Below are 20,193 nucleotides of genomic sequence, written 5' to 3' on the forward strand. Positions count from 1 at the left end.
AGCGTGCCCACCACCTGCGTCTGACGTGAAGAATGGTGGGCACGGCGCGTTGCGCCTTTGCCCACCCTACGACTTCAGTTTTCGAGGCGAGAGCAGATGGACCAGGACGTCGCAGCGAAAGAGCAGCCCCGCTACATCAAGCTCAACGAGCGCGACAACGTCGCGATCGTGGTCAATGATTTCGGCCTTCCCGCCGGCTCCCGCTTCGCCAGCGGCCTGACGCTGCGCGCCTTCGTGCCGCAGGGACACAAGACGGCGCTGGTCGACATCGCGCAAGACGCGCCGATCATCCGCTATGGCGAGATCATCGGCTACGCCCTCTCGCCGATCCTGGCCGGCGAATGGGTGGACGAGGCGCGCATCCGCATGCCGGAGGCTCCTGCCCTCGACAAGCTGGAAATCTCCACCGCCGTCCCGGCTCCGCTGCCGCCGCTCGAAGGTTTCACCTTCGAGGGCTACCGCAATCCTGACGGCTCGGTCGGCACCAAGAACATCCTCGGCATCTCCTCCTCCGTGCAATGCGTCAAGGGCACGATGGAATATGCGGTGAAGCGCATCCGCACCGAGCTGCTGCCGAAATATCCGAACGTCGACGACGTCGTGCCGCTCACGCACGCCTATGGCTGCGGCGTCGCCATCACCGCGCCCGACGCAGTGGTGCCGATCCGCACCCTGCAGAACCTCGCGCTCAACCCGAATTTCGGCGGCGAGATTCTGGTCGTCGGCCTCGGCTGCGAGAAGCTCGCGCCCGAGCGCCTGGTGCCGGAAGGTGTCAGCGATGCCATCGTGCGCATGCAGGACGAGGCCTTCGACGGCTTTGGCGCCATCGTCGATGCGATCATGACCCAGGCCGAGGCGCGGCTGAAGGTGCTCAACACGCGCAAGCGCGAGACCTGCCCGGCTTCCGATCTCGTCATCGGCCTGCAATGCGGCGGCAGCGACGCCTTCTCCGGCGTCACCGCGAACCCCGCCGTCGGCTTTGCCGCGGACCTCCTGGTGCGCGCCGGCGCCACCGTGATGTTCTCTGAAGTGACCGAAGTGCGCGACGCCATCCAGCTGCTCACCCGCCGCGCCATCAACGAAGACGTCGGCCGCGCGCTGGTGCGGGAGATGGCCTGGTACGATTCCTATCTCGCCCGCGGCGGCGCCGACCGCAGCGCGAACACCACGCCCGGCAACAAGAAGGGCGGCCTCGCCAACATCGTCGAGAAGTCGCTCGGCTCGATCGTGAAGTCCGGATCATCAGCCATTACCGGCGTGCTCTCGCCCGGCGAGAAGGCGACGCAGAAGGGCATGCTGTTTGCGGCAACGCCGGCGTCCGACTTCATCTGCGGCACGCTGCAGCTCGCCTCCGGCATGACGTTGCAGGTGTTCACCACCGGTCGCGGCACGCCCTACGGCCTTGCCGCCGCGCCCGTGATCAAGGTCGCGACCCGCAGCGAGCTGGCACGGCGCTGGAAGGACCTGATCGATTTCGATTCCGGCAGCATCGCCACCGGCGAGAAGACCATCGAGGAGTGCGGCTGGGACCTGTTCCGCCTGATCCTCGACGTCGCCTCCGGCCGCACCAAGCCGTGGTCGGACCGCTGGGGCATCCACAATGATCTCACGCTGTTCAATCCGGCGCCGGTGACCTGAGGGGTCACTGGCTGTCGATCAGGTGCATATCGCCCAGCGTGACGGGCAGGCTGCGCGTGATGAGATCGGCAATTGCGGTACGCAACCGCTCCCCTGAAGCCGGACCGCCAAACGTCTCGTCGACCGGTCCGCTCGGGCCGGCAATCCGCACGGTCCCGGTATTGTCGAGCGGCGCAGCCACCCGCTTCTCGATCACGTCGAACGACTTGCCGTCGATGACGCGGACTTCGTAGAGCGCGTGGATGAGGCCGTAATCCGCAAGCAGCGTCCGGTATTCGGCGAGCCCAACGCCCTCGACGTTGCGGCCGTTGCCAAGCTTCGATCTTGCCCGGGTGACGACGATGTACGCATCCATCCCCTGCGGCGCGACATCGCTGCGAACCAATTCCTTGAACGGATCGCTGCGCAGGAGATTGACGGGCGCGACCGCCGAATCCCTGATGGCTGCGAACGCGGCGCGCCTGTAAGTCACCGGCTGCACGCGAAAGCGTCCGCTCAAGAGCTTCGTCGCCTGCTGGACGATCAACTCGTCCAGTCCCCATGCGCTGATCGAGAGGCTTTGCGCGGTGTTGCCGAGCCCGGTCAGGCCGGCGCGCGTCAGGCTCATCTCCTCGCCGATGGCCGAGACGATACCGACGGTCTTGATCGCCTGCAGCCGGCTCGCGCGCGTCTCGAACGCGGCGGCGGCACCGAGGATGGCGGACGCGACCGCGAGGCCAATCCATAGAACAGCAATGCGACGCATGGCGGCTCATCGAATCCTGAAATCGAACGAATAGGACGCACCCAGGCCGACGGTGGTCTGGTTCGACGATCCCCGCTGCTTCACCAGCGGGCTGTCCGCGGCATCGCCCAGCAGCTTCTCGTATTCGACATAGGCATGGACCTCCCACTGCGGATTGATGCGATAGGAGATCTGGCTGCCGAAGCCGACCGAGTGCGCGCCGCCTCTGGCATTGTACATCGGCAACCCCGATGCCAGCGCTTGCACGGCGTCGACGCCGAAATAGGGCGCGGTCGCCTTGGTGCTCCTCCAGGTGAAGCGCGGGCCGGCCGAGATCGTCAGCCGTTGAATTAGCGGCACGATGACGTCGGCCGAGACGTCGGCCACTGCGCCGGTGTGGCCGCCGAAACCCTGGCGCAACTCGCTGCGCAGGCGCAGCCAATCCACCGGATAATATTCGACGAAGCCGCCGAGCTCGTAGGCGGCCTTGACGTCGCCGAGGCCGGTCAGCTCGGCATATTTGTCGCTCTTGCGCGAGGAGACATATTTGAACGCAGGGCCCGCGCGAAAATTGCCGACGTCGAGCAGCGCAATGCTGGCGCTGTCGCGCGGACCGCGAAACTGGTCGATCGATCCGGCGCGACGAATGGTGAAGATCGGAATCGGGAGAAACTTGCTGTTCTTCGACCCGACGAAGTCAGGTGTGTATTCGCCGCCGATACCGACCATGACGGTCCAGTTTCCGGACGGCGACGGCAGCATCGGCAGCTCGAATGGCGGGGCCGGCAGCGTGAACGCGGTCTGCGCCGATGCCGATTGCGCGGTCGCCGTGATCGCAGCGAGCGCGACAAGACAGGCGGTCGTCCGCCGCGCCTTCACCGTGAGGCGGAGAGCGGCTTCGTCAATATGCTTCATTTCAGGGCCCCGGACCGGCCTTCCAGGCCGAGTCGACTGTGTGATCAGGAGCCCAGCATGTGGTCCGGCAAAATTGCCCCAAGATTGCAACGGGCAACCGTGCCCGCGACATTCCGCGCGCGGGGTGCGCCGCCGGATCAACATTGCCCGAACATTGCCCGGGACGCGTTCACGCCCACAAGTTTTGACCGCGCCTGCCGCTCAGCCCGTTCGTTCCTGCCTTTTATTCGCCAAGCTCGCTGCCTTAAACGGAACTCGCGCACGAACCGAACCGCCGGACTTCGGGCAGAGAGCGTCAACGTTGGGGGCATTGTGGCCCCAGGAGAGTCAGGGACGACCCGCGTGCGCTCGCTCGTGATCGAAGACGAACCGCAGATCGGCGCCTATATCAGCCGCCTGCTCGGACAATTGCACGGCGTCGTCGATCTCGTCGGCTCGGTTGCCGACGCCCGTCAGGCGCTGGACAATTTCAAATATGATCTCGCGATCGTCGATCGGATGCTTCCCGACGGCGATGCACTCGAGGTTGTCACCGCGCTGAGCCAGTCACCGGATCGCCCTGCGATCATCATGCTGACGTCCAAGGACACCAAAGAAGACGTCGTCGACGGCCTCAATGGCGGCGCCGACGACTATCTCGGCAAGCCGTTCGAGCCACAGGAGCTGCTTGCACGTGTGCGCGCCGTGTTGCGGCGGCCCCGCCTGCTCGCGCCTGCCGTGCTGTCGCTCGGCAATGTCGAGCTGCATCTCGGCAGCAATGAAGTCGTGGTCGCCGACAGGAAGATACTGCTGCGGCGGCGCGAGGCGCTGATCCTGGGCGCGCTGCTGATGCGGCGCGACCGCGTCATCACCCGCGCCGCCCTGATCGAGGAAATCTACGGTTTCGACGACGAGATCGAATCCAACACGCTCGAAGCGCAGGTGTCGCGCCTGAGGAAGAAGCTGGCGGCCTTCGGCGGCGACGTCGAGATCCGCAGCATGCGCGGCATCGGTTATATCCTGCGGCTGGCAGCGCCGCGATGACCTCGATCGCACGGACCTTTGCGCTGTCGCTCGGCATCGCCGCGACGACGATTTTCCTGATCATGCTCGGCCTCTTCATGTGGCGCTATCCGATGGAGGAGCGCGAGTTCAGGGCTTGCCGGGTCGTGGTTGCCGTTCTCGACCGCGCCACCGATATCGGAGGGCAGAACCTCACGGTGCGCCCGACGCGCGCCCTCGAAGAGCTGAAGGCGGACAGCCCGAACCTCTGGTACGTCGTGTCCGCAGGCGACATGGTCAGCGAGTACGGCAGCGAACGCCGCCCCGCCCTCCCCTTCGCATTTCCCTATCACGGACCAATCGGCTCCTCGGTCTTCAACACGCTCGACCAGAAGAGCACCTTCTGCCTCGCCGTCGTGCAACGAGGTTCGTTGCAGCTCACGATGATGGTCGGCGAGCCTCAAGTCCGGTTCGGCCGGATCGCAAGAAATTTTCTCATCCGCAGTGTCTTCTCAATCATGCTGCTGGCGCTGGCCTTCGCCGCGACCGTTGCCGTCGGCGCGGCGCTGGCCGCGCGTTTCGTCTCACGCGGCATCGAACGGGTCGCGCATCGCGCGCTCGCGATCGACCCTGCAGCACCGCAAGGCCTGATATCGCTGTCCGAGGTCCCCCGCGAACTGAAGCCGCTGGTCGAGGCGCTCAACCGCGCCTTCGGCGAGATCGACGCCTACATCCGGATGCAGCGCCGTTTTCTCGGCAATGCCGCCCATCAGCTCCGCACGCCGCTCACGCTGCTGCGCGCGAAGATCGACGACGTGCCCGATCCGGGCCTGAAGGTCGAGCTGGTGCGGGACGTTCGCCGCCTCACCTCGCTGGTATCCGCGATGCTCGACCTCGCGCGCCTGCAAAATCACGCGATCGAGAAACGACCGATCGATCTTGCCGAGATCACGCTGGACGTGCTGGCCGATTTCGGGCCGTCGGCGCTGGACGCCGGCATCGAGCTTGCGCTGGAACGTGACGACGAAGGGCCGTTCTTGGTGCAGGGCGTGGACGCCGCCATCCGCAGCGCGCTCGCCAATCTCGTCGGCAACGCGCTCATCCACGCCCGTGGCGCGCGACGCATTGTCGCCACGCTCGGCCGCGGCAGCATATCGGTCGAAGATGACGGCGCAGGCCTGCCCGACGGCGCGGAGCACAAGCTGCTGGAGCCGTTTCAGACCGGCAACAGCGCAGGCGGCGGCGCCGGTCTCGGCCTGTCGATCGTCCGCGAGATCATGGCCGCCCATGGCGGCGAGCTCGTCATCTCTTCCGCACCCGGTTGCGGCACGACAATGCGCCTGTGCTTTCCCGAGGCGACCACGGCAGCGAGATCTCCGCAGCTCGATCTGCAAGAGCGCTGAGCGAGGCGCATCGGCTTCGCGCGCGAAACCGTCCGGAAACATTGGCGCGAAAAACTTCTTCCTCGTTTCATCCTTTCGCACCAAGCAACCAATATGTGCGCCGACGGCAACAGGAATGTTCGCACGCGAGCGAACCTGCCTCGGCATCAACGCGACCAAACCTCCGATTGACATCTTTCACGGAGATTTTCCAATGCGCGTTCTCTCGATGATTGCCATTGCCGGTGCCATGATTGCCAGCTCGGCCGCTGCATTCGCCAGCGAGCTTCCCTCCTACGAAGTGAAATCGTTTCCGATCTCGACGACACAGGTCCAGGTGCTCGGCGGCGCCGGCGTCGAAGAGCAGTCGACCGCGCCCGCGATGATCGTCGCCGGCATGCCCGCCTCGCCCGCGCAGGTGTCGGTGCTGTCGCCGCGCGTCAAGCAGCTTGCGAGCGCGAGTGCGCAGAGCGAAGCGCGCTGAGCGGTCGCATCCAGGCGCACCGTGCCATTCTCTCATTCACGCATCCGCGCGCCGACATCAACCGGCGCGCGCTCGATTTATATGAATACTAATTCCAAATCGGATGATTGAAGGACCATTGCGTCCCTCCTGCACTTCAAGCCCGCGAGTGCGCTTGCTAGTCGTCCGCCCCGCAAATGATGGGGTCGCGAATGACAACATATCTGAGAACGACGGCGGGATTGATCGGAGGAGCGCTGCCGCTGCTGGCAAGCCTGATGGACGCGGCGCCGGCCGAGGCGCAATCGTCGCCGCAGGAGGTGCCGGCCGTCGTGGTCGAGCAGTCGTCGCGGCCGGCAGCGCGTTCACGTTCGCCTCGTTCCCGTCAGGCCGCGCAGGCGGCGAGCCGGCGTCGTCAGGCCGAACGGGCGCCCTCCAATGCCAATACGCAGGCGGCCGGCATTAACGCCGGCGCGGAGACCGCGACAGGGCCCGTCCGCGGCTACGTCGCCACCCGCAGCGGCACCGGCACCAAGACCGACACCCCGCTGCGCGAGACACCGCAATCGATCAGCGTGGTGACCGCGGACCGCGTCACCGATCAGGGCGCGACCACCGTGCAGGAGGCGCTGCGCTACGTCCCCGGCGTATTCGCCGACGCCTACGGCGCGGATTCGCGCGGCGACTATCCGCGCATTCGCGGCCAGGACCCGAACATCTATCTCGACGGCACCCGTATGGTGAACACCTTCAACTTCAACGAATGGCGGCCCGAGCCCTATACGCTCGAGCGCATCGAGGTCTTGCGCGGTCCTTCCTCCGTGCTTTACGGCGACACCTCGACTGCAGGCTTGTTGAACCTGATCTCGAAGCGTCCGCAGGCCGAATCCGCCAGCGAAATCGGCGTTCAGTACGGGAGCTTCAACCGCAAGCAGGTGCAGCTCGACTCCACGGGAAAGCTGACCAAGGACGACGAGTGGCTCTACCGTTTCGTCGGAGTCTTCCGCGACAGCAACATGCAGACCGACTACGTCAAGGACGACCGCATCGTGCTGGCGCCGTCGCTGACCTGGCGGCCGACCAACAACACGAGCTGGACGGTGCTCGGCACCTACCAGAAGGACACCACCGGCTCGTCCACGGCCTTTCTGCCCCACGAAGGCACGCTCTATCCCGGTCCCAACGGCTTCATTCCGGTCAATCGTTTCACCAGCGAGCCGGGCTGGGATCGCTACCAGACCGAGACCGGCGCGGTCTCCAGCCTGTTCGAGCATCGCTTCAGCGATGCGCTGACGGTCCGGCAGAACATGCGCTATGCGCATGTCGAGGGCATCTATCATGGCCTGTATCCGGACGTGTACTCCACGCCGGACAATCCGTTCCTCGACGCGAGCCGGCGCACGGTGGCGCGCTATGTCTGGGCTCGTGACAGCGTCAAGGACAACTTCACCTCGGACAGCAATGCCGAGTTGAAGTTTGCAACCGGCGCCGTCCAGCACAAGACGCTGTTCGGCGTCGACTACCGCGGCTACAAGGAGCGCGCTTCGTCCGGTGCAGGCTACGACGCGACGCCGTTCGATCTCTACGCGCCGGTCTACACCGGCGTCACGCCGCCGGACATGTCGGCCGAGCCCGATCTCCGCCAGAGCCAGCTCGGCCTCTACGCTCAGGACCAGTTGCGGCTCGGACCATGGCTGGCCGTGCTGGGCCTGCGCCACGACTACGTCACCAGCGACACGCAGGGTTCTCCGGTCGAGCATTACCAGGCGACCACTGGCCGCGCCGCGCTGATGTACGAACTGCCGTTCGGCGTCACGCCTTACGTGACCTATGCGCAGTCGTTCAATCCGGTGTTCGGCAGCGGTGTCTGCGCGACGGGGGCCTGCGCGCCGCAGCGCGGCGAGATGGTGGAGCTCGGCTTCAAGTACAATCCGGCGCCCGGCAATGCGATCAACGGCGCGATTTTCGACACCACCGAGCGAAACCGGCTCGCCAGCGATCCCGACAATCCGATGCTCTCGATCCAGACCGGCAAGGTGCGCATCCGCGGTGCCGAGCTCGAGGTGCTGGCGCGCATCACGCCGGACCTCGACCTGATCGCCGCTTACACCTATCTCGATGCCCGCGTGGAAAGCGGCGACAATGCCGGCAAGCATGTCGAGACCGTGCCGGATCACCAGGCCTCGCTCTGGGCGAAGTACCGCCTGTCCCAGCTCGGCCTGCCCGGCGTCACGCTCGGCGGCGGCGTGCGCTATATCGGCGCCTCCTGGGACGGCACCGACACCATCCGCACGCCCGACTACACGCTGTTCGACGCCCTGGTCCGTTACGAGACCGGTCCCTGGCGGCTGCAGGTCAATGCCAGCAATCTCTTCGACAAGCGCCACCTCACCACCTGCCTGGCGCGCGGCGATTGCTTCCTCGGTATCGGCCGCACCGTGCTCGGCAGCGTGACCTACAGATTCTAGCTGCAACCTCTACGTCATGCTGCCCGGCATGAAGCAGCGCACGCGCGGGTGGCCGTCGACATAGTGCTTCCACACCATGGTGCGGCCGATCTTGTTGGGCTCGGTGATCACGGCTCCCTCCGGCACCACGACCCATTCGCCGTCGAGATGGACGCGATAGCGCCCTTGGTCGGATTCCCAGTCGACGTCGGCGACCACATAGCCGTCGGCATCCGAGCAGCACTGCCCGTACGCGCTGTGCAGGCTCTCGAACCAGGGTTTGAGCGGCGAATTGGCGTAGCGCCCGTCGTCGCGCGCCAGCGCCGATGTCGCCAGCAGCACGGTCAGGCCGAGCATCATGGCCGCACACGGTCTTGCAAGTGTCATGTCGTCTTCCCGCGGATCGAAGTCAGCGCCGCGAGGGACAGGCGCCACCGCCCGCCTCCCGCACGTTGGCGGCAGGCAGTGAGACGGCGACTCGCTCCCCCAGCAGCTTTGCGACAAGCTATGCAAATCCGGCGCCAGCGCGCATTCCGGAGAACTACTGCTGCACACAGTTGCCCACGCTTGCGTATGCCTGCAGGCGTGACGCGCCGGCGATTTGACGCGGCTATTTTCGAGGCTTTCCTTGTTGCACCTCAACGTGTACGAACGTGGCCGCGAAACTTATCGCATTTGTTTAACCGGCTGTTTCGATTAGAGAATCAGGTGACGGCGTGACTGGCATTGGACCGGCAGCGCTATGAATTCGAGAGAGTTGCTCCCTGGCCCACAGGACGCGACCGATCTGCCCGCAAACCAGGTGCAGTTTGCGCTGGTGATTTCGCGCATGCTGGAGACGGTGAAGGACGACGCGGACGCCAGGCGGCAGATGGTCTACGACCTCGCCCGCTACAAGCTCCAGGAGCAGTTCACCTACGCCGACGCCAGAAACATCGACCAGATGAAGCGGGCGCTCGAGATCGCCATCGAGGAGGTCGAAAAATTCTCGCGTGATGAGGCGCCGCTGGAGCGCCTGCCGTCGCAGCAACTCACCTCGTCAAAGGAGGCGGCCGGTCTTCTCGTGTCCGGCGATGCGACCGTCTTGCCATCGGGCGTCGGCAGGCCGCGCAGCAAGCTGCCTGCGATCTCGGGCCCGCTGCTGCCGGTGATCAAGCGCACGGCAGCCATCCTGCTTGCCGTCAGCGCAGTCATCCTGATCGTTTCGCAGCGGGACAATATCGCAGCGCTGCGCCGGCAGATCGCCTCCCAGCCCCCGGAGGTCGCGCTGGTCGCACCCAAGCCGGAGACGACGATCGCGGTCGCCAAGCCGGAGATGGTGACGCCCGCCGCCCCCGCCCCGACGCGCGTGCTTCCGACCGACTACGGCATCTACGCCCTGATCGACGACAAGTCGCTGACGGAGTTGACCGCGACCGGCGTGATGGCGCCGGACATGCGGATTGCGATTTCACCGGAGTTCAGGAAGCCCGATCGGCCGCATCTGCCGAACGGCCGCGTCAAGTTCATCGTCTTCCGCCGCGATGTCGCGAACGCCATTCCCGAACGCGTCGAGGTTCGGGTGGTGGCGAAGATCGCCAGGGAGTTTTCCAGCGACGCCGCCGGCAAGGCGCTCGGTGGCGGAGAGGATGTCGGGGTGATCCGCAACTTCTCCTATCCGTTCCGGGTCTCGCCGATTCCGGGGAAGGCCGAGATGCATGAACTCCACGCCGGAGATTCGGGGCTCGATCTGGCGCCGGGGCATTACGTCCTGAGCCTGGGATCGCAGGCCTATTATTTCCAGGTCGACGGCGAGATCACCGATCCCCGGCAGTGCCTCGAGCGTGTCGTCGCCGGCAACGGCACCTTCTACGCGCCGTGCAAGAAGGCGCGGACATATTGACGGTCTGGTAGCCCGCGAGATCAAGGCACGCGCGAGCCACACACTCAGCTGTCATCGCCCGACTTGATCGGGCGATCCAGTATTCCAGAGACAGTGCGAGGATACGGAGAAGCCGCGGCGTACTGGATTCCCCGCTTTCGCGGGGAATGACACTGGTGGGTGGAGCGACGGCTGCGACGACAACGGTCGCGCGAAAATCCCTACTGCTTCGGCGCCGGCGCCATCATCGCGCCGCCCTTCTTGGCCGCAGGCGCGGGTGCGGGCTTGGTCGCGGCGGCCTGCGCCGGCAAATATTTCGCGACGATGGCGGGATCGACCTGGGCGATGTTGGTGTCGGGCAGGCGCGTCCAGGTCTCGTCCTTGCCGAGCAGCGAGAAGCCGAGATAGCCGCGCAGCGTCAGCGTCTGTCCATCGGGACTGACCTTCATGTTGGCCTTCCAGATCTGGCCGTCGCGCGGATTGAGCACGTTGCCGCCTTCGTACTTCAATCCCTCGCGCTTCATGTTGCGGACGAAGGAGATGCCGAGCACCGGCGCATTCTTGCGATCGTCGGTGCACTTGCTGCAGACCTCGTTCGGATCGTCGCCGGGCCGCGGGAAGGTTTTTGCGATCACGCCTTCGAAGATGCCGCTGCGATCGATGAAGAGGAACCATCCCACCGTCTTGCCGTCCTCGACCTTCTGCCAGAGGCCCGCGGCCGTCGGCTCCGCGGTCTGCGCCGCGGACGGGTTCGATGCGCCGAGCAACAGCGCAAGCGCGAGGAAGGGGAGCAGCCGAAAGCTGGAAATGAGAGTCCGCATTATCATCACCTTGCTGAGCCAATCGCCTTGCTGTGCCAAGACTTTGTCAAGCCAAGACTATCCTAAGCCAAGACCGGAATGGCCGCACACTACGGCGATTTCGCGAACGGTTCCAGCACCAGAAACATGGGGCATCGCCTTGCCGCCCCCTCGGCGTCAGTTGACTCCGAGCTTCTTTTGCAGGCTGGACGACGAGGTCGTGTACTGGAACACGAGCCGCTTATCCGGATAGACATAACGATGGGCTTTTTGCGACATCAGCGCGCCCTCGTGGAAGCCGCACAGGATCAGCTTGATCTTGCCGGGATAGGTGTTGATGTCGCCGATGGCGAAGATGCCTGACACGTTGGTTTCGAACGCCGACGTCTCGACCGGCACGAGGTTGTTCTCGAGCGCAATGCCCCAGTTCGCGACCGGGCCGAGCTTCATGGTCAGCCCGAAGAACGGCAGCATGGTGTCGCAGGCGACCTCCGTGATGCTGTTGTCGTTGCCCTTCACGGTTGCACCGGTGAGCTTGCCGTCGGCGCCGGAGAGCGCGGTGACCTGGCCGAGCCGCAGATCCATCTTGCCGCCGGCCACCAGCGCGCGCATCTGCTCGACGCTGTGCGGGGCTGCGCGAAACTCGTCGCGCCGGTGCAGCAGCGTGATGCGCTTGGCGAGCGGATGCAGGTTGAGCGTCCAGTCCAGCGCGGAATCGCCGCCGCCGACGATCAGCACGTTCTTGTCGCGGAATGTCTCCATCTTGCGCACGGCGTAGTGCACCGAGGTGCCTTCATAGGCCTCGATCCCCGGCACCGGCGGGCGCTTGGGCTGGAACGAGCCGCCGCCGGCGGCGATCACCACCACCTTGCATTCGAACACCTTGCCGGCGTCCGTGGTGCAGCGGAACGCGGGATCGCCGATCTTCTCCACGGTCTCGATCATCTCGCCGAGATGGAAGGTCGGGTGGAACGGCTTGATCTGCTCCATCAGCGCGTCGGTGAGCCCCTGCCCCGAAACGTGCGGGATGCCGGGAATGTCGTAGATCGGCTTTTCCGGATAGAGCTCGGCGCACTGGCCGCCGACCTTGTCGAGGATGTCGACGAAATGCGCCTTCATGTCGAGAAGGCCGAGCTCGAAGGCGGCGAACAGACCGCAGGGGCCGGCGCCAATAATCAGCACATCGGTTTTGATCACGTCGCTCATGTCGTCTCTTTATCGGTCGTTATCGGTTGGACGGCGCCCGTTGGGCAGAGGTGACCCTGCCTGTCTAGCCAACGGGGATGGAACAGGGAAGGCATAAAAGCGGGATCGCCCCGCAGCCGCACCCACTTGCCGGGCCAAAATAACTGGGCTGTAACGAGGACGGATATGACGGAGATCAATCGGTGAACGCACCAGCCCGCCTCGACACGACGCCGCGCCTTGAGGACTTTCCGTTCCGCCTCAGTGACAATGTCCGGTTCGGCGACCTTGATCCGAACCAGCACGTCAACAACGCGGTCTACGCCACCTATTTCGAGACCGGCCGTGTCACGCTGATGAAGCTTCCCGAATACGGGCTGACCCCGCCGGGCCTCGCCTGGATCATGGTGCGGCTCGACATGCATTTTCGCGCCGAGCTGCACTGGCCGAACACGATCGAGCTCGGCCTCGGCGTCGTGAGGCTCGGACGAACCTCCGTGACCTTCGAGCAGGTCGTGTTCTCGAACGGGACGTGCATTGCGTCAGCGACCTCCGTCGGCGTCCTGCTCGACGAGGCAACGCGCCGGCCGACACCGCTGACCGCAGAGGTGATCGAGAAGTTCAGACCCTGGCACAAGCGCGGCGTCGTGGTCGCGCCGCCGAGCACCTAGTAATATCGAGGGACGATCAGGCCTGGCGTTCCGGCGTCGCCACGACCAGCCCGTCGAGGTCGTCGGAGACCTTGATCTGGCAGGACAGGCGCGAGTTCGGGCGCACGTCGAAGCCGAAATCCAGCATGTCCTCTTCCATCGGCGTCGGGCTGCCGACCTTCTCGCGCCAGGCTTCGTCGACATAGACATGGCAGGTCGCGCAGGCACAGGCGCCGCCGCATTCGGCTTCGATGCCGGGAATGCTGTTGCGGATGGCGGCTTCCATCACGGTCGCGCCGTTCTCGATTTCCACCGTGCGGGTTTCGCCCTTGTGGTCGACAAAGTGAATCTTGGCCATGTGTGCTCGTGCTGCCGCGATGTTGGGAATGAAGGAGGGTCTGGGCTGTCCTATAACGGGTCGGTTAGCCCGGCGCCATAGCGTTTTCGAGAGGCGTGGATCCCGGTTCGCGCGCAGAAAACGCGTCAAATCAAACGGCTAGTGCGCAGGCCCCATATTTGTGGGGCGCCCGCCTAATGCTTCAGGATCGCCGCGATCGCGGCACGGACCTCGGCCACCGCCTCTTTCAGCGCGGCAAGCGCATGGAGCCGGTCGTGGCCGGTCCGGACCGCCGTCTCGAGGCTGGCGGCAGCGTCGGCCACCGCAAAGGCGCCGATCCCGCGGGCCGAGCCCTTGAGCTTGTGTGCGAGCGCGCCGGTGTCGGCCGGCAGGGCCGCCATCGCGGCGAGCAGGCGGACAGCCTGCTCGGCGAACATCGCGAGCACTTCCTGTTCCAGTTCAGCGTCGCCGAGCGTCATCCGGGAGAGGTGATCGAGATCGAGCGGGCTGTCGATGGGCGCAAGCGGGGGCGAGGGCATCCAGTCCATCCGTTGCAGTTCAGGCGTCATGGCGAAGGCCCCGGCATCGCGCGATGGTTCCGCCGGTCCGGCGGTACGGTTCGCCCCAGCCAAGCACGAAAATGGTTAACGAAATGTTTGGGCTGGTTTACGTAATTCTGCCGGTTTATTGACGAAAAGTCGCCGCAATTGGCCGAGTTCCGTGGAGAATTTCATTTATTGCTAAGGCGTTACGGCGCGATCCTGTTAACGATGATTAAGATTGTCTTAATCGCGGGCATTTCATTCGCCACGCTCTGCCAATAGGATGTTGCGGAAATTGGCGGACAAGCCGTCCGGGTGGGGACGGCTCGGAGATCCGCATAAGCGGCATGATCCGGTCTGTGGGCTTGCGTAGCGCGCAGGGCTCGCGGGGGGCGTGTACAAGTAACGAGGGCTCGGACTGAACATGGCGAACACTCCCAAGAAGGTCAAAGACCCCACAGAAGTTGCGCTTTCTGCGATCCAGGAAGCCCTGAACATCAGCGACACCGCTACGGACACCAGCCGCAACGCCTCGATGCGGAGCGAAACGGCGCCTGCGGTGGAGCCTCCGGCGCCCCCGGTCTTCGACGATCCGAGCTTCGAGCCGCGCCCCGCTGCCAACGAACGGTCGACCGTGTTCGACCCGGTCGAGGAGCCGCGCACCACACGCCGCGCTGCCAATGACGACCGCGAGACCATCGGCCAGCTGCTCCAGGCGCTTCAGAGGGGCCGCCCTGCCCGCAGCGTCTACACCTTCGCCACCATCTTCGCCGGCGTCTGGCTCGCCGCCTGCGCCGCGCTGACGGTCGGCTTCCTGCCCTCGATCCAGGCCGCCATGGGCCAGAGCGGCGGCGTGCTCGTCATCGCCGGCCTGATCGCGATGTTCTTCGCGCCGATCATGCTGTTCTACTTCCTGGCGAGCCTCGTCTGGCGCGGCCAGGAAATGCGCATGATCGCGCAGGCGATGGCGCAGGTCGCGATCCGCTTCTCCGAGCCCGAAGGCTCGGCCTCCGATTCCATGGTCACCGTCGGCCAGGCCATCCGCCGCGAGGTCGCGGCGATGGGCGACGGCATCGAGCGCGCGATTGCACGCGCCGGCGAGCTGGAGACGTTGGTCGCCAACGAGGTCGCCGCGCTCGAGCGCGCCTATAGCGACAACGAGGTGCGCATCCGCGCCCTGCTCCAGGACATCGCCCATCAGCGCGACAACCTGGTCGGCCAGGCCGAGCAGGTCCGCAGCGCCATCTCCGGCGTGCAGATCGATCTGCGCCACGACATCGCGTTGATCTCGGACGCGATCGCCTCGCGCGTCGACGAGGTCGCCAAGTCCATCACCGGCGCGCTCGAAGAGCGCGGCGCCCACATCACCAGCGCCTTGAGCAATGCCGGCGACAACATGATCCTGGCGCTCGGCGAGCGCGGCGGCGACCTGCTCGACCGCCTCGAGGAAGCCAGCAACGAGACCACGCGCGCCGTGCTCGACGCCAGCGAGCGGCTGACCACCAGCCTCAACTTCAAGACCGGCCACGTCCACGACGAGTTCGTCGACCTCGCCGACCGCGTCCACGAGATGCTGAACGAGCGCATCGACCGCATCACCGGCGAGTTCGAGCAGCGCTCCGCCGCGATCGTCGACGGCATCTCCGAGCGCACCGAGCAGGTGCACGACTCCTTGAAGAACTCGTCGGATTCGCTGCTGCTCGAGCTCGAGCTGCGCTCCAACGACCTCTCCGCCAAGATCGACGACGCCGGCAGCCGCCTCGCCAACCACATCATGACGAGCGGCGACAAGGCCAGCGAGGCGCTCGACGCCACCGTCAACACCCTCGTCGCCAAGGTCGTGAGCCAGACCGAGACCGCGCACGACTCGCTGTCGCTGCAGATGAGCGCCTTCGACGAGCTGGTGAAGAACCAGGGCACCGAGCTGGTCGAGAAGTTCGCCCGCGACTCCGGCACGCTGGGCGCGCTGATCACCCGCCACATCTCCGAGTTCGACCGTACCGTGAAGACGTTCGGCGGCGAGATCGTCGAGCGCATGGGCCAGCGCACCCAGGATATCCATGAGTCGCTGAAGACCTATGTCGACAATTTCGACACCCGCTTCACCTCCAACGGCGGCGAGATCACGGCCCTGCTCGACCAGCGCCTGGTGCAGTTCGAGACCACGATCGGCGAACGCGTCAACCACCTCGATAGCTCGCTGAACGGCAAGATCGCCGGCCTCGACGGCACGATCGAAGGCCATATCAAGACCTTCGACGACCAGCTCATCGGCCGCGTCGCCGCGCTCGAGCAGTCGTTCGACACCCGCGCCAGGTCGGTGACGGAGACCATCGACGGCCGCCTCAACACGCTGTCGACGTCGCTCACCGACGGTGCCGCGCAGGCGATCCAGTCGATCGATACCCGCCTGACCCACCTTACGACAACGCTGACGGGTGGCGCGACGCAGGCGCTCGAATCCATCGAGTCCCGCCTCGCTCACCTCACGACGTCGCTCACCGACGGCGCAGCGCAGACCATCGATACGATCGACGGGCGCCTCAACCACCTCACGAGTTCGCTGACCGATGGCGCGTCGCAGACCATCCAGTCGATCGACACCCGCCTGACGCACCTCACGACGACGCTGACGGGCGGCGCGACGCAGGCGCTCGAATCCATCGACTCCCGCCTCACCTACCTCACCACCGCCGTGACCAACGGCGCCTCGCAGGCCGTGCAGTCGATCGACACGCGCCTCACGCTGCTGACCTCGACGCTTACCGACGGCACCGCGCAGGCGATCGAGGCGGTCGACCGCCGCATCACCGGCGTCACCGAGATCATCGACGGCCGCAGCACGCACCTGACCGACACGGTCACGGCGCGCTTCCAGGACATCCACCAGGCCATCGAGACCAAGGTCGGCTCGGTCGCCAACGACATCGACGTGCGCGTGGCGCAGTTCGAGGACCTGCTCGGCTCGCGCGTCGAGGCCGTCGCCGGCCGCATCGAGAGCAGCGGCCGCCAGGCCAGCGAGGACATGATGTCCCGCGCGGAGATGATCTCGACCGCGATCCGTTCGCACGTCGAGGACGCCGAGCGCTCGCTCACCAACCTCGTCGTCAACACCAGCGAGACGATCCAGACCGGTGCGCGTACCGCCCAGCAGTCGCTGATGACGGTCTCCTCCGACGTCAACGCCCAGCTCAAGATGACCTCCGTCGAGGTCGAGCGCGCGCTGACCGCGGTCGGCACCGGCGCCGCCAACTCGATCCTGTCCAGCGCCCGCGAAGCGCAGTCGACCCTGGTCGCGGCCTCGGGCGATGCCTCCAGCCAGATCAAGGGGCTCGCGGCCGACGTCGAGCGCACGCTGTCGGCGGCGGGTTCTGCCACCGCGGCCTCGATCCTGGCTGGCGCGCGCGAGGTGCAGACCTCGCTCGTCACGGCGTCCTCGGACGCGGCCAACCACGTCAAGACGCTCACCGCCGACGTGCAGCGTTCGCTCTCGATGGCCGGCGCCACCACGGCGGAATCGATCACCGCCGGCGCCCGCGATGCGCAGAGCGCGCTGATCGCGGCCTCGAGCGAGACCGCCAACCAGATCAAGGCGCTGTCCTCGGACGTGCAGCGCTCGCTCACGATGGCGGGCACCGCGACGGCCGAGACCATCATGACCGGCGCCCGCGAAGCCCAGAGCACGCTGGTCACGGCGTCCTCGGATGCGGCAAGCCAGGTCAAGTCGCTCGCGGCCGAGGTGCATCGTTCGCTCTCGCAGGCTGGCCAAACGACCGCCGAGACCATTACGATCAGCGCCCGCGACGCCCAGAGCACCCTTCTTGCTGTCTCCGCAGAACAGACCGGCCAGGTCCGTTCGCTCGCGGCCGAGATGCAGCGCGCGCTGGCGACCGCCGGCGGCGCCACCATCGAGGCGCTCACCAGCGGCGTGCGCGAAGCCCAGGGCACTCTGATCTCCGCGTCGACCGATGCGGCCAGCCAGATCAAGTCGCTGACCACGGATATCGAGCGCACGCTGACTTCGGTCGGCGCCGACACCGCCTCGACCATCCTCAACAGCGCGCGTGAGGCCCAGACCTCGCTGACCTCGACCTCGGCGGATGCCGCGAGCCAGATCCGCACGATCTCGACCGAGATCGAGCGCGCCCTGAGCACGGCGACGGCCAATGCGACCAGCGACATCCAGGCCAGCGCGCTCAACGCCCAGAACGCGCTGATCTCCGCCTCCAACGAGGCGAGCTCGCGGGTCAAGTCGAGCTCGGCCGACGTCGAGCGCTCGGTGCTCGCCGCCAGCTCCAGCTTCGGCCAGGCCATGACCGGCAAGACCGACGAGATCGTCACCTACGTGCAGCAGCAGGCCGACCGTCTGTCGAACATGATCGACGCCAAGCGCGGCTCGCTGGTCGATGCGATCGGCTCCAAGACCAGCCAGCTCACGCTCGACATCGACCGCGTCACCTCAGACGCGCTGAAGTCGATCGAGACGCGCGGCCATGCGTTCTCGCAGACCATGATGGGCAACGGCTCGGAAGTCGCCCGCACCATCAATGCGGCGAGCGAGATCGCCACGAGCGCGGTCGGCAAGTCGCTCAAGGACCTCGAGCAGGCCTCGCGTTCCGCGATCGACCAGTCGCGCCAGGTCTCGATCGCGGCCGTCACCGAGATGCAGGAGACCAGCAAGATCCTGCGCACCGATACGGTCGCCCTGTTCGAGCGTCTGCGCGAAGGCAACATCCTGCTCCAGGAGGTGCTGACCGGTGCGCACGACAACCTCAACTCGCTGGAGCGGGCGCTGGTGACGCGCGTTGCCGATTTCGTCTCGGCGATGAACGACGTCACCTCGCGCAACGGCGCGGCGACGCAGAACCTGGAAGACCAGCTCAACGTGTTCAACAGCAAGACCACGAAGGCGCTCCAGGATCTCGGCGAGCTGTCGGTTCAGTTCGACAAGCACGGCAAGGCGCTGGTCGATGCCGCGCAGGTCGTGGAGCAGAGCAACAAGAACACCACCGCCTCGCTCGCCGAGCGCAAGCAGGCGCTGGAATCGCTCGTCACCACGATCGACCTGCGCACGGCCGATCTCGACCAGCGGCTGTCGCGCTTCACCGGCCTGCTCGATGAATCGCTGGCCGCGGCCGAAGAGCGTGCCCGCGACATCGCCCGGGTCGTCGCCGAGACCGCCGGCGCAGGCTCGGCCGCGATCACCCGCCAGTTCGAGGCGGTGCGTGTGGCTTCCGAAGAGGAGCACCGCCAGACTATCGACGCCATGCACGACATCTACCGCCAGACCACCGACGAGGCGGATACGATGTTCAAGCAGTCGGCCGAGAAGTTCGGCAACCTCGTCGCCAGCATGAAGCAGATGGCGTTCGAGATGCACAACGAGCTGGAGGCCACCCGCAACGAGCTGCGTCGCGGCGTGCTCGAGATGCCGCAGGAGGCCGCCGAGAGCACTGCGCAGATGCGCAAGGTGATCGTCGACCAGATCGAGGCCCTCGCCGAGCTCAACCGCATCGTGGCCCAGCATGGCCGCGGCCTCGACGTATCGACGGCGGGCCGCGCTTCTGTCGCCGTCCAGCGTCAGGAAGAGCCGATCATGGCGACCGTCGGCGTCCGGGCGACCGAGACCCGCATGCGCGACACCGGCAGCGCCTCGACGCTGCCGCCGCCGGACCTCGGCATGCCCGCTCCCTCGCGCCGTACCGAAGCGCCGCCGGTCGCGCCTTCCAGCAACGACCAGGGCCGTGACGGCTGGCTGTCGGACCTGCTCAACCGCACGGACGCCAATCAGGGCGCTCCGAACGGCCGTGAGGCTGCCCGTGGCCGTGCTGCTGCCCCTGCACCGCAGCCGCAGGCCGCGCAGAGCAGCGGCAATCCGCTGGAATCGCTGTCGCTCGACATCGGCCGGCTGATGGATCGCAACCTCGCCGCCGAGATGTGGGACCGCTACCAGCGCGGCGAGAACAAGGCCTTCACCAAGCGCCTCTACACGCCCGCCGGCCAGAAGGCCTTTGACGAGGTCGCCCGCAAGTACCGCGCCGACCGCAACTTCAAGGGCACGGTCGACCGCTACGTCGCCGAGTTCGAGCGCCTGCTCGACGAAGTCGCCCGCGACGGCCGCGGCCCGCAGGAGCTGCGCGGCCACCTGACCTCGGAGACGGGTCTGGTGTACACCCTGCTCGCCCACGCGGCGGGCCGGCTGGGATGAGACGGCAATAGCGACTGACGAACAGGGAAACGGAGGCCTCGCGGCCTCCGTTTTCGTTTG

15 protein-coding genes are annotated in these 20,193 nt (G+C 66.0%); 8 read left to right on the forward strand and 7 right to left on the reverse strand.

Annotation, left to right across the window (positions count from 1 at the left end; all coding sequences use genetic code 11):
- The first annotated feature begins 96 nt into the window (after positions 1-96).
- Positions 97-1,638, forward strand: a complete 1,542-nt coding sequence (gene garD / locus XH79_RS36345; protein WP_271584796.1) for a galactarate dehydratase — start codon at positions 97-99, stop codon at positions 1,636-1,638.
- Positions 1,639-1,642: 4 nt separating this feature from the next.
- On the opposite strand, the gene XH79_RS36350 is transcribed toward garD, so the two are convergent.
- Together XH79_RS36350 and XH79_RS36355 are read right to left on the reverse strand one after the other, a co-directional pair.
- Positions 1,643-2,383: a hypothetical protein gene (locus tag XH79_RS36350; protein WP_212342911.1), complete on the reverse strand. Its 741-nt coding sequence runs from the start codon at positions 2,381-2,383 to the stop codon at positions 1,643-1,645.
- Between the two features lie 6 nt (positions 2,384-2,389).
- Positions 2,390-3,277 carry a MipA/OmpV family protein gene (locus tag XH79_RS36355; protein ID WP_271584797.1) on the reverse strand — a complete coding sequence of 296 codons (888 nt, stop codon included), beginning with the start codon at positions 3,275-3,277 and terminating at the stop codon, positions 2,390-2,392.
- Positions 3,278-3,334: 57 nt separating this feature from the next.
- Here XH79_RS36355 and XH79_RS36360 point away from each other — a divergent pair, with 57 nt between their 5' ends.
- The 4 genes from XH79_RS36360 (at position 3,335) to XH79_RS36375 (ending at position 8,571) form a co-directional block, all read left to right on the forward strand.
- Entirely contained in the window at positions 3,335-4,300 is a 966-nt protein-coding gene (locus XH79_RS36360; RefSeq protein WP_271584798.1) for a response regulator transcription factor, read from the forward strand.
- Positions 4,297-5,661, forward strand: a complete 1,365-nt coding sequence (locus tag XH79_RS36365; RefSeq protein WP_271584799.1) for a sensor histidine kinase — start codon at positions 4,297-4,299, stop codon at positions 5,659-5,661. Before XH79_RS36360 ends, XH79_RS36365 begins: the two co-directional genes overlap by 4 nt.
- Before the next feature lie 193 nt (positions 5,662-5,854).
- Positions 5,855-6,124, forward strand: a complete 270-nt coding sequence (locus tag XH79_RS36370; protein WP_271584800.1) for a hypothetical protein — start codon at positions 5,855-5,857, stop codon at positions 6,122-6,124.
- A gap of 191 nt (positions 6,125-6,315) precedes the next feature.
- Complete coding sequence (locus XH79_RS36375; RefSeq protein WP_271584801.1) at positions 6,316-8,571, forward strand: TonB-dependent siderophore receptor; 2,256 nt, start codon at positions 6,316-6,318, stop codon at positions 8,569-8,571.
- 9 nt (positions 8,572-8,580) lie between these two features.
- On the opposite strand, the gene XH79_RS36380 is transcribed toward XH79_RS36375, so the two are convergent.
- Positions 8,581-8,937: a hypothetical protein gene (locus XH79_RS36380; RefSeq protein ID WP_212342901.1), complete on the reverse strand. Its 357-nt coding sequence runs from the start codon at positions 8,935-8,937 to the stop codon at positions 8,581-8,583.
- A gap of 370 nt (positions 8,938-9,307) precedes the next feature.
- Here XH79_RS36380 and XH79_RS36385 point away from each other — a divergent pair, with 370 nt between their 5' ends.
- Positions 9,308-10,432, forward strand: a complete 1,125-nt coding sequence (locus XH79_RS36385) for a hypothetical protein (protein ID WP_271584802.1) — start codon at positions 9,308-9,310, stop codon at positions 10,430-10,432.
- A gap of 200 nt (positions 10,433-10,632) precedes the next feature.
- Here the strand turns inward: XH79_RS36385 and XH79_RS36390 are convergent, their stop codons facing one another.
- Together XH79_RS36390 and XH79_RS36395 are read right to left on the reverse strand one after the other, a co-directional pair.
- On the reverse strand, positions 10,633-11,232 hold the full coding sequence (locus tag XH79_RS36390) for a DUF2147 domain-containing protein (RefSeq protein WP_212342899.1): 600 nt from the start codon (positions 11,230-11,232) through the stop codon (positions 10,633-10,635).
- A gap of 156 nt (positions 11,233-11,388) precedes the next feature.
- The gene (locus XH79_RS36395; RefSeq protein WP_271584803.1) at positions 11,389-12,417 is read right to left on the reverse strand and encodes an NAD(P)/FAD-dependent oxidoreductase; all 1,029 of its coding nucleotides are present in this window, start codon (positions 12,415-12,417) and stop codon (positions 11,389-11,391) included.
- 182 nt (positions 12,418-12,599) lie between these two features.
- Here XH79_RS36395 and XH79_RS36400 point away from each other — a divergent pair, with 182 nt between their 5' ends.
- Positions 12,600-13,067, forward strand: coding sequence for an acyl-CoA thioesterase (locus XH79_RS36400; protein WP_271584804.1), 468 nt, complete (start codon positions 12,600-12,602; stop codon positions 13,065-13,067).
- A 16-nt stretch (positions 13,068-13,083) separates the two neighbouring features.
- On the opposite strand, the gene XH79_RS36405 is transcribed toward XH79_RS36400, so the two are convergent.
- Positions 13,084-13,404, reverse strand: a complete 321-nt coding sequence (locus XH79_RS36405; protein WP_018642875.1) for a 2Fe-2S iron-sulfur cluster-binding protein — start codon at positions 13,402-13,404, stop codon at positions 13,084-13,086.
- 173 nt (positions 13,405-13,577) lie between these two features.
- Positions 13,578-13,952: an Hpt domain-containing protein gene (locus tag XH79_RS36410; RefSeq protein WP_212342896.1), complete on the reverse strand. Its 375-nt coding sequence runs from the start codon at positions 13,950-13,952 to the stop codon at positions 13,578-13,580.
- 397 nt (positions 13,953-14,349) lie between these two features.
- On the opposite strand from XH79_RS36410, the gene XH79_RS36415 reads away from it, so the two are divergent.
- Positions 14,350-20,133 carry a negative regulator of septation ring formation gene (locus XH79_RS36415; protein WP_212342895.1) on the forward strand — a complete coding sequence of 1,928 codons (5,784 nt, stop codon included), beginning with the start codon at positions 14,350-14,352 and terminating at the stop codon, positions 20,131-20,133.
- Positions 20,134-20,193 lie beyond the last annotated feature (60 nt).

It is taken from the genome of Bradyrhizobium sp. CCBAU 45389, from assembly GCF_028128625.1.
GTDB lineage: Bacteria > Pseudomonadota > Alphaproteobacteria > Rhizobiales > Xanthobacteraceae > Bradyrhizobium > Bradyrhizobium liaoningense_B.

What these genes read in the sequence shown, in the direction of transcription:
- XH79_RS36370 (WP_271584800.1), top strand. Translation starts at nt 5,855, where the DNA reads ATGCGCGTTCTCTCGATGATTGCCATTGCCGGTGCCATGATTGCCAGC.
- garD (WP_271584796.1), top strand. Translation starts at nt 97, where the DNA reads ATGGACCAGGACGTCGCAGCGAAAGAGCAGCCCCGCTACATCAAGCTC.
- XH79_RS36375 (WP_271584801.1), top strand. Translation starts at nt 6,316, where the DNA reads ATGACAACATATCTGAGAACGACGGCGGGATTGATCGGAGGAGCGCTG.
- XH79_RS36380 (WP_212342901.1), bottom strand. Translation starts at nt 8,937, where the DNA reads ATGACACTTGCAAGACCGTGTGCGGCCATGATGCTCGGCCTGACCGTG.
- XH79_RS36360 (WP_271584798.1), top strand. Translation starts at nt 3,335, where the DNA reads ATGTGGTCCGGCAAAATTGCCCCAAGATTGCAACGGGCAACCGTGCCC.
- XH79_RS36395 (WP_271584803.1), bottom strand. Translation starts at nt 12,417, where the DNA reads ATGAGCGACGTGATCAAAACCGATGTGCTGATTATTGGCGCCGGCCCC.
- XH79_RS36415 (WP_212342895.1), top strand. Translation starts at nt 14,350, where the DNA reads ATGGCGAACACTCCCAAGAAGGTCAAAGACCCCACAGAAGTTGCGCTT.
- XH79_RS36365 (WP_271584799.1), top strand. Translation starts at nt 4,297, where the DNA reads ATGACCTCGATCGCACGGACCTTTGCGCTGTCGCTCGGCATCGCCGCG.
- XH79_RS36350 (WP_212342911.1), bottom strand. Translation starts at nt 2,383, where the DNA reads ATGCGTCGCATTGCTGTTCTATGGATTGGCCTCGCGGTCGCGTCCGCC.
- XH79_RS36355 (WP_271584797.1), bottom strand. Translation starts at nt 3,277, where the DNA reads ATGAAGCATATTGACGAAGCCGCTCTCCGCCTCACGGTGAAGGCGCGG.
- XH79_RS36390 (WP_212342899.1), bottom strand. Translation starts at nt 11,232, where the DNA reads ATGCGGACTCTCATTTCCAGCTTTCGGCTGCTCCCCTTCCTCGCGCTT.
- XH79_RS36410 (WP_212342896.1), bottom strand. Translation starts at nt 13,952, where the DNA reads ATGACGCCTGAACTGCAACGGATGGACTGGATGCCCTCGCCCCCGCTT.
- XH79_RS36405 (WP_018642875.1), bottom strand. Translation starts at nt 13,404, where the DNA reads ATGGCCAAGATTCACTTTGTCGACCACAAGGGCGAAACCCGCACGGTG.